This window comes from Bacillus sp. JJ1773 (assembly GCF_036962035.1).
Classification (GTDB): Bacteria; Bacillota; Bacilli; order Bacillales; family Cytobacillaceae; genus Cytobacillus.
In genome coordinates, this window is the sequence record NZ_JBALNX010000050.1 from 70,625 (window position 1) to 79,370 (window position 8,746).

General features: G+C 38.6%; 10 protein-coding genes. 9 read left to right on the plus strand and 1 reads right to left on the minus strand.

Annotated features, from left to right (window positions below):
* Positions 1-12 precede the first annotated feature (12 nt).
* The gene (locus tag V7127_RS15530) at positions 13-846 is read left to right on the plus strand and encodes a CheR family methyltransferase (protein WP_335487473.1); all 834 of its coding nucleotides are present in this window, start codon (positions 13-15) and stop codon (positions 844-846) included.
* Between the two features lie 167 nt (positions 847-1,013).
* On the opposite strand, the gene V7127_RS15535 is transcribed toward V7127_RS15530, so the two are convergent.
* The gene (locus tag V7127_RS15535; protein ID WP_335487475.1) at positions 1,014-1,706 is read right to left on the minus strand and encodes a universal stress protein; all 693 of its coding nucleotides are present in this window, start codon (positions 1,704-1,706) and stop codon (positions 1,014-1,016) included.
* 336 nt (positions 1,707-2,042) lie between these two features.
* Between V7127_RS15535 and V7127_RS15540 the strand changes: the two genes are divergently transcribed.
* The 8 genes from V7127_RS15540 (at position 2,043) to V7127_RS15575 (ending at position 8,588) form a co-directional block, all read left to right on the plus strand.
* Entirely contained in the window at positions 2,043-4,448 is a 2,406-nt protein-coding gene (locus V7127_RS15540) for a Na+/H+ antiporter subunit A (protein WP_335487478.1), read from the plus strand.
* Positions 4,445-4,867: a Na(+)/H(+) antiporter subunit B gene (locus V7127_RS15545; protein ID WP_335487481.1), complete on the plus strand. Its 423-nt coding sequence runs from the start codon at positions 4,445-4,447 to the stop codon at positions 4,865-4,867. Before V7127_RS15540 ends, V7127_RS15545 begins: the two co-directional genes overlap by 4 nt.
* A gap of 2 nt (positions 4,868-4,869) precedes the next feature.
* Entirely contained in the window at positions 4,870-5,208 is a 339-nt protein-coding gene (locus tag V7127_RS15550) for a Na(+)/H(+) antiporter subunit C (RefSeq protein ID WP_335346426.1), read from the plus strand.
* Complete coding sequence (locus V7127_RS15555) at positions 5,201-6,685, plus strand: Na+/H+ antiporter subunit D (protein WP_335487484.1); 1,485 nt, start codon at positions 5,201-5,203, stop codon at positions 6,683-6,685. Before V7127_RS15550 ends, V7127_RS15555 begins: the two co-directional genes overlap by 8 nt.
* A gap of 92 nt (positions 6,686-6,777) precedes the next feature.
* Positions 6,778-7,254: a Na+/H+ antiporter subunit E gene (locus V7127_RS15560; RefSeq protein WP_335487487.1), complete on the plus strand. Its 477-nt coding sequence runs from the start codon at positions 6,778-6,780 to the stop codon at positions 7,252-7,254.
* On the plus strand, positions 7,254-7,538 hold the full coding sequence (locus V7127_RS15565) for a Na(+)/H(+) antiporter subunit F1 (protein ID WP_335487490.1): 285 nt from the start codon (positions 7,254-7,256) through the stop codon (positions 7,536-7,538). The genes V7127_RS15560 and V7127_RS15565 overlap by 1 nt, the downstream gene beginning before the upstream one ends.
* Positions 7,516-7,869: a monovalent cation/H(+) antiporter subunit G gene (gene mnhG / locus V7127_RS15570; RefSeq protein ID WP_335346430.1), complete on the plus strand. Its 354-nt coding sequence runs from the start codon at positions 7,516-7,518 to the stop codon at positions 7,867-7,869. Before V7127_RS15565 ends, mnhG begins: the two co-directional genes overlap by 23 nt.
* 155 nt (positions 7,870-8,024) lie before the next feature.
* Entirely contained in the window at positions 8,025-8,588 is a 564-nt protein-coding gene (locus V7127_RS15575) for a tyrosine-type recombinase/integrase (protein WP_335487493.1), read from the plus strand.
* The last annotated feature ends 158 nt before the right edge of the window (positions 8,589-8,746 follow it).

Genomic DNA, 8,746 nt, shown 5'->3' on the forward strand with positions numbered 1-8,746 from the left:
GGATGATGAAGAATGTTTAAAGTTAGTAAAGAGGATGTAGAGCTTGAACTATTGTTATTAGCTATTTTTCGTCTATCAGGCTATGATTTTCGCCAATATATGAGATCTTCAATCATGAGACGGGTGCAATACCGATTAACCCAGGAACGTTTACCGAGTATTACCAGTCTGACGGAGAAAATTATTCATGATGAAGTATATTTAGAAAAAATATTAAGCGATTTTTCGATTAATGTGACGGAGATGTTTCGGGACCCTACCTTCTTCAAAACATTTAGGAATGAGGTTACTCCATTTCTAAAAGATCTTCCTGAAATTAGAATTTGGCATGCTGGCTGTTCTACTGGGAAAGAGGTATATTCCATGGCCATTTTGATGGAGGAGGAAGGGCTTGGGCACAAAACAAAAATCTATGCAACCGATATGAATGAAAAAGTCTTAGCCAAAGCAGAGCGAGGAATAATTCCTCTGCAGAAAATGCAGTTATATACGAGGAATTACTTGCTTTCAGGAGGCAAAAAGTCGTTTTCCGAATATTATACAGCTGATTGGGAGGCTGCTTATTTAAATCCTGCATTACTAAAACATGTCGTCTTTGCTCAGCATAATTTAGTAACGGACCGATCATTTAATGAGTTTCATGTCATCATTTGCCGGAACGTCCTTATCTATTTCAATACTGACCTTCAGGGACATGTGCTTCAATTATTTAATGAAAGCCTAAGTCAGGGAGGATTCCTTGGGCTCGGCAGCAAGGAATCTATTCGTACAGACAATAACAGCTTCGAAGACTTCAACCCAATAGAAAAGTTATTCCAAAAGAAAACATCATTTTCCAAATATTAGAACAGCTTCTTTTGATAGAAGCTGTATTTTTTTTTACTATTTTCAAGGGCTTTTTCATTGTAATGTTACTTATTTTTTGGTAAATTATTTTTATGTAACATTAGATGATCGGAAGAACAAAAAAACTTCCAGTATCATGAAAGCAACTGGAAGTGTTCTAAATCTTATTATTGTAAATCGCTATCTGTATCAATTGGGTCAGTCATTCTAACATTTTTAAGGTCCTTGACAATGTCTTCTGTTACAACGACTTGCAGTGTTTCTTTGCCCTTCATGAATTTGAAAACACCATTATTGAAGTCTGTACCTTGTTCCTTAAAGAATATCCCTTCAAATTCGGCTTCTTTTGTATGAATAAAGCTTAGGCGATAAAAATTCTCTTCTTTAACTAGGTATGCTCGGACCCCTTTTTCGAAAAGTCCTTCTTGATCTCTAAGAGCACGGGAAACAGAAATGATGTGCAGGTCAACAAAAGGAATTTCCTTCAACAAGGAGTTAATAATGGAGCCCTTAGCTATTTGTTCCCAGCGGCTCTGGGCAGTCTGGCCTAGGATAATTTGAGTAATATGCTTTTCGCGGGCAACCTCTGCAATTACTTTAGAGACAGGCCGCTTTTCATTATCTTTTAAAATAAATTCCTCAATGCGATGATGTTCAGCTATTTGCTGCCATCTAGTAATATAATCTGATTTTTCTGCATCCAGGTCATCAAAGGGCAAAGGATCAATGGTTAAAATATACAGAGGGCAATTAAGCATGCTCGCAATTTTACAGCCGCGTTGAATAAGGCGTTCACCATTTGGTCCATAGTATACACAGACGAGGATGCTTTCGTCCATACGTCCCTTTACTTTTTTCATTTTCATTTCACCTCGAGTTAGATGCGTTTAATAGAAATTAGATTCGATTAAACTATGTTTGAATATATCTCATGCAGCTGTGTCAAGTCAATCTATTTCCATTATTATATAAGCTTTGTTCATGAATAATGTCGGTGATCAATCCGCTTTATATATTCTTGCTCTTTCTTGTTTTCGTCCCGAATAAAACCCGTTCACATGCACAAGGCTAATAACCATAATCACTAATATAGCCATTATATAAGAAGTAGCTGTCAAAGACTAATAATGAATGATGAAACAAACATTAATAGAACATTAATAGAAATAAAATCTTTGTTAGGAGGGGATTTGATTGTGTCTTTGCTACCTTTCATGATCTTTCTGCCGTTTATTTTTGCTATAATAACACCTTTTATTTATAAAATGGTTACACCACGAATTCATACGGGCTGGTTTGTCGTTTTTGTCCCGCTAACAGTATTTCTGTATTTGCTACAGTATATTCCTGTCATTTCCAATGGACATACAATTTCCCAATCGCTTCCATGGATTCCTTCATTAAATATTAATATAACAACGTATTTGGATGGCTTGTCGCTTATTTTCGGACTGTTAATTTCTGGAGTTGGGACGCTTGTTGTGCTCTATTCGATTTATTACATGTCAAAAGAGCGTGAAGCACTCCATAATTTTTATGTTTATATGCTTTTATTCATGGGTGCAATGCTAGGCCTCGTTTTTTCAGATAATATTTTAGTTTTATATGTATTTTGGGAATTAACGAGTATTTCTTCGTTTTTACTGATTGCCTATTGGTATCAACGGAAAAACTCTAGATATGGTGCCCTCAAATCAATGCTGATTACGATATTTGGCGGACTTGCGATGTTATCGGGTCTCATTATGCTATCCATAATGACAGATACATATAGCATACGTGAAATATTGAACATGGTTCATGTTGTTACAGACCATTCATTATTTCTTCCTGCTATGATTTTGCTGCTTTTAGGAGCTTTTACAAAATCAGCCCAATTTCCATTTAGTATTTGGCTCCCAGATGCAATGGAGGCACCTACTCCAATAAGTGCCTATTTACATTCAGCAACCATGGTGAAGGCCGGCATTTATTTAGTAGCTAGATTTACACCTGTTTTCGGCGGAAGCAGTGAATGGTTTTGGATCGTCTCAGGGGTTGGGATCATCACGTTAATTTATGGCTCCATTAACGCTGTCAATCAGAAGGATTTAAAGGCATTACTAGCTTATTCGACCATCAGCCAATTAGGTTTGATTATGTCTCTTCTTGGATTAGGTTCTGCTTCTTTGTATTTTGGTCTTGGGGATGAGTCAACGGTCTATGCTTTTGCGATATTAGCGGCTATGTTTCATTTAATTAATCATTCCACCTTTAAGGGTAGTCTATTTATGGTAATTGGGATTATTGACCATGAAACAGGAACGCGTGATATACGCAAATTAGGCGGATTAATGAGCCTGATGCCTATCTCATTTACTCTAACAATTATTGGAAGCTTCTCCATGGCTGGGCTTCCTCCATTTAATGGATATTTGAGTAAAGAGATGTTTTTTACAAGTGTATTAACGGCAGCAGAGCATCCGGTTTTTGGGATGAAGTCATTTGGTCTGATCATTCCATGGGTTGCATGGATTGCAAGTGTGTTTACGTTTATTTATTGTATGATTCTTGTTTTTAAAACCTTCACTGGCAAACACCGGCCAGAGAAATTAGATAAAGTTGCCCATGAAGCACCGATTGGCATGTTGATTCCGCCGATCATTTTAGCCTTGCTTGTCATTATTATTTTCTTTTTCCCAAATGTCGTTTCGAAAAACTTTCTTCAGCCTGCATTAATGGCGGTTTTGCCTGGACTTTCATTAAGTGAGATGGATGTAACGATCAAGCCGTGGCATGGATGGAATACAGAATTATATATGACACTCGGTGTGATTATCGTTGGTTCCATTATGTATAAATTTATTAAGCGCTGGACGTTTCTTTATGATTTCTTTCCTAAATCCTTATCGCTGAATCACTTGTATAACCTGTCGTTAGAAGGAACGGAAAGATCTTCATTAAAGGTAACCAATCGATATATGACAGGGTCTATCAGGGATTATTTAGTCTATATTTTTGGCTTCTTCATACTAGTTCTTGGCAGTTCCTTATGGCTTTCAAAAGGGTTTACCATGCAATATTCAAATAATGCAGAGGTTAGCATCTATGAAGGCGGATTAATAATCGCAATGGTCTTTTCAGCCTTTGCTGTCCTTCTTTCAAAATCAAGATTAACGGCCATTATTGCCCTTGGCGGACTAGGCTATCTCGTATCCTTGTTCTTTGTTATTTTCCGGGCACCTGATCTGGCGCTTACACAGCTCGTAGTAGAGACCGTGACTGCTGCTTTATTCCTGCTATGCTTCTATCATTTGCCGGAATTGCGAAAGGAAGTAAGCAGAATATCATTTAAGATGACGAATTTCATTATTTCTCTTGGGGTTGGCGTCATCGTCACTTTACTTGCTTTGGCCGCAAATAATCATCGGCTTTTCGCATCTATTTCGAATTTCTTTGAGGATTCTTACACGCTTGCAGGGGCAAAGAATATCGTGAATGCTATTCTTGTTGATTTCCGTGGATTAGACACAATGCTGGAAATTCTCGTCCTATGTATTGCAGGTCTAGGAGTCTATACGTTAATAAAGCTTCAATTAGCAGGGAGGGGTCCTAAGGAATGAACCCGAATGATGTAATTTTGCGTTCTGTGACTAAAATGGCCATCGTTATTATTCTAACCTTTTCTATATATCTATTCTTCGGAGGCCATCATAATCCAGGAGGGGGATTTATCGGCGGCTTGAGTGTAGCTGCAGGGCTCGTACTTCTCTACCTCGCATTCGATATTGAAACCGTTCGAAAAAACATTCCAGTCGATTTCAAGAAAGTAGCGGGTTTCGGCGTTCTGCTTGCTGTTCTTACTGGGATGATCTCAATTTTTTCCGGGAAACCGTTTTTAAATCAAACCTTTGGTTACTTTAACCTTCCTGTTTTCGGAAAAACAGAGCTGGCTACGGCTGTGCTTTTTGATGTGGGTGTTGCCTTAGCCGTTATTGGCACAGCTGTCACGATTATTTTGAGTATAAGTGAGGATGGTTAGAGATGGAAACACTTATATCAATTCTAGTTGGCCTGTTTTTTTCGATTGGCACTTATTTAGTTTTAAGTAAAAGCTTAATTAGGATCATTTTAGGAACTTCGATTATCAGCCATGGTGTCAATCTGTTAATTCTAACCATGGGCGGATTAAAGAAGGGCGGTCCGCCTTTATTAGGCGGGATCAACACAACATTTACGGATTCATTGCCACAGGCACTTATTTTAACAGCCATTGTCATTAACTTTGCCGTGACTGCTTTATTTTTAGTGCTTAGTTACCGAACGTATAAAACAGTAGGGACTGATGATATGGATCAATTAAGGGGAAATATGGATGAATAATCTTGTTATACTGCCGATCATCATTCCGCTAATTGCCGGGCTGGTCTTAATCCTATTCCGGAGAAACATTTTTTTTCAGCGCTTGCTTAGCATACTGGCCATCATGGCTATAGGTGTTGTCTCTGTCTCATTAATGAGTCAGATAAAAGTGAATGGAATTCAGACACTTCAGGCAGGAGGATGGGCCCCTCCTTATGGCATTAGTATTGTAGCGGATATGTTTTCAGCCATTTTGCTTATGAGTGCGAGCATCGTTGCGCTCTTTTGCTTGATCTTCTCCTTTCATTCAATTGGAGCGGAGAGGGAGAAGCATTATTTTTACCCATTTTATTTATTTTTGATTACCGGTGTGAACGGGTCGTTTTTGACAGGTGATATATTTAATTTGTTTGTCTGTTTTGAGGTTATGTTAATTTCATCTTATGTACTGATTTCCTTAGGAGGAACAAAGTTACAGCTTCGGGAGTCCATCAAGTATATCCTGATCAATGTTTTATCGTCTTCCTTATTTCTTGTGGCTATCGCCTATCTATATGCTATGCTCGGGACATTAAATTTTGCTCATTTATCTTTGAGAGTGGCTGAGGCGGGGCAGGATGGATTGCTGACAACGGTTTCCCTATTATTTTTAATTGTTTTTGGCATGAAGGCAGCACTTTTTCTTTTCTTCTGGCTGCCAGGTGCATATAGTGCACCGCCAACAGCCATCGCTGCTATTTTTGCGGCGCTCTTAACAAAAGTGGGGATCTACGCTTTATTTCGGACGTTTACACTTGTTTTCTATCATAAGCCAGAGGTTACCCATTTCATTATTGGGATTCTTGGCGCATTAACGATGCTACTTGGAGCCATTGGAGCAATTGCCTATTGGGATATCAAGAGAATCTTAACGTATAACGTGATAGTAGGGGTAGGTTTTATTATCGCTGGACTTGCCTCCCTAACGCCAAACGGCATAATGGGTTCCTTGTACTATCTCATTCATGACATCCTAATTAAGGCACTTATTTTCCTTTTAGGCGGTGCGATTATTGTCATTACGGGTACAAGTAAGCTAAAGGAAATAAGCGGACTCATTCGAAATCATCCTTATTTAGGCTGGATGTTCTTTATTGCCGCCTTATCGTTAGCAGGTATTCCGCCATTAAGCGGTTTCTTGGGAAAGGTCTTCATTACAAGAGGAACGTTTGAAGCAGGGTATTACTGGTTAGGCGGAATTGGATTATTAACGAGTCTAATGGTCTTGTATTCGATTATGAAAATCTTTATGAATGTTTTTTGGGGCGAAACGGCTTTAAGCAAGGAAATGGAAAAGGGAACAACGAAAGGTTTAATGTTTCCATTAGGATGCCTGACTGCTCTGACGATTACACTCGGATTAGGGGCAGAGGGAATTCATGATTATGTTCAAATAGCCACAGATGGGTTATTGAATCCAAGACTTTATATTGAAGCAGTAATGGCGGGAGCCAAATAGTATTACGTCCAGCTCCAGCGCCTACCACCGAAGTACAGGACGTACTAGTGTCGACATTGGCGCTTGCGCATTTCAAGAAGGGAGGAGAAACCTTGCCAGTTCAGGTGTTAGTAAATCTTTTTATCGCCTTTTTATGGATGTTTTTTCAGGATGAATGGAGTATATTGTCCTTTTTTGGCGGATATCTAGTTGGAATTATCGTGATATTTTCTTTAAGGCGCTTTTTCCCATCATCCTTTTATTTGAGACGGTTTATCGCCATTTTGAAGCTGTTTATCCTGTTTTTGAGTGAATCGGTTACATCTAGTATCGCGATTATTAAAGAAGTCTGCAGGCCAAGAATCGAAGTCACCCCTGGGATATTTAAAATGGAGACGGATCTAGAAGGGGATTTGGAAATTACGTTACTTGCCTTACTTTTAACCTTAACCCCAGGCTCTGTTGTTATGGAGGTTTCTCCAAACAATAAGGTTTTTTATCTCCATGCCTTAAATTTGCCAGACTCCAAGCATGCTGTTTTTCAGTCGCAGATAAAATATGAGAAAGCGATAAAGGAGGTAACCCGGTAATGTTTAATCAATTTTTATTAGTCTGTTTATTCTTCTTGTCCCTTTCTATCCTTGCTGCTCTCTATCGCGTTATAAAAGGACCCTCTACACCAGATCGGGTCATGGCATTAGATAATATTGGGGTAAACCTGATTGCTAGTGTAGCATGCCTTTCGATCCTTTTGAGGACACATGCTTTTTTTGACATCATTTTATTAATTGGCATCCTCTCATTCGTTGGTACGATTGCCTTTGCGAGATTCATTGAAAGAGGTGTTGTGATTGAACGAAAACGTATACATTGACATTATTGTAGCTGTGTTTCTTTTAATTGGCACGGTCCTGAGCTTTCTAAGCGCCATCGGATTAATTCGCTTGCCTGATGTGTATTCCCGTTCACATGCGGTATCAAAAAGTGCAAGCTTAGGGGTGCTTTGTACATTATTCGGGACCTTTCTTTTCTTCTTGCTGGCTGACGGCTACTTCAGTATTAGACTCATACTAGGCATTTTCTTTGTATTTCTAACCTCTCCAGTGGTAGCGCATTTATTGAATCGGGCTGCCTATCGTTCAAAGGTTGAGCTTACAAAGGAAAGTGTACAGGATGATTTGAAGGAATTTCTAGAGGGGAAATAAGGTGAGAAAAACTGAATGGTGGATATATATGAGAGTCGCTGATAAATCTCGAAAGTCGCTGATATATCTATGAAAGTTGCTGAAATATCTTATTGTATGTCTTTGCAATTTCTGATACCTTATTTTAGTAACATTAGATTGCAGGAGGAACCACAGTGGAATACGTCGATCCTATTAAGGATGTCGAAAAAATTTACGCGATGAAAGAAAACTTAAAGAAGCAATCATTAAGAGATTTTTTACTATTTGTATTTGGCATTAACACAGGCATTCGAGTGCATGATTTGCTATGTTTAAAGGTCGGAGATATTTGGGACGGTGCGGAAATAAAGGAATTTCTTTATCTTCATGACGATAAAAGGGATGAGCAAAAGGTTCATTATATTAATAGTAAAGTGAAGGCGGCTTTGCAAAACTATTTAGCTACATTTGTTTTTATGGAAGATGATTATCTTTTCAAATCCAAAAAGAATGATCTGCCCATTTCGCGTCAGCAGGCTTACCGAATCATTAATCAAGCTGCCAAGGAAGTTGGCATTTGCGGCAAGATTGGCATGCATACACTTAGAAAAACATTCGGCTATCATGCCTATCGAAAGGGCATTGCCATTTCCATCTTAATGTCCATATACAATCATCAAACCCATGCCGAAACATTAAGGTATATCGGCATTGATAAAGATGAGGAAAAATTGATTAAAGTGGATGTTAACTTGTAATATTTTAAAAAAAGGAAGCAACTATTCAAATTGAATAATTGCTTCCTTTTGTCTAGCTCCACAAGGAACGCTTCGGCAGCATAATCATCGCATGAGAAAAAGCGTTAGCTTTTAGGAGGAGCGCCTACCCCCGACGTACAGGACGTACTAGTGTCGAC

Coding starts and splice junctions, on each gene's coding strand:
- V7127_RS15530 (WP_335487473.1), top strand. CDS start 13: ATGTTTAAAGTTAGTAAAGAGGATGTAGAGCTTGAACTATTGTTATTA.
- V7127_RS15535 (WP_335487475.1), bottom strand. CDS start 1,706: ATGAAAAAAGTAAAGGGACGTATGGACGAAAGCATCCTCGTCTGTGTA.
- V7127_RS15545 (WP_335487481.1), top strand. CDS start 4,445: ATGAACCCGAATGATGTAATTTTGCGTTCTGTGACTAAAATGGCCATC.
- V7127_RS15550 (WP_335346426.1), top strand. CDS start 4,870: ATGGAAACACTTATATCAATTCTAGTTGGCCTGTTTTTTTCGATTGGC.
- V7127_RS15555 (WP_335487484.1), top strand. CDS start 5,201: ATGAATAATCTTGTTATACTGCCGATCATCATTCCGCTAATTGCCGGG.
- V7127_RS15565 (WP_335487490.1), top strand. CDS start 7,254: ATGTTTAATCAATTTTTATTAGTCTGTTTATTCTTCTTGTCCCTTTCT.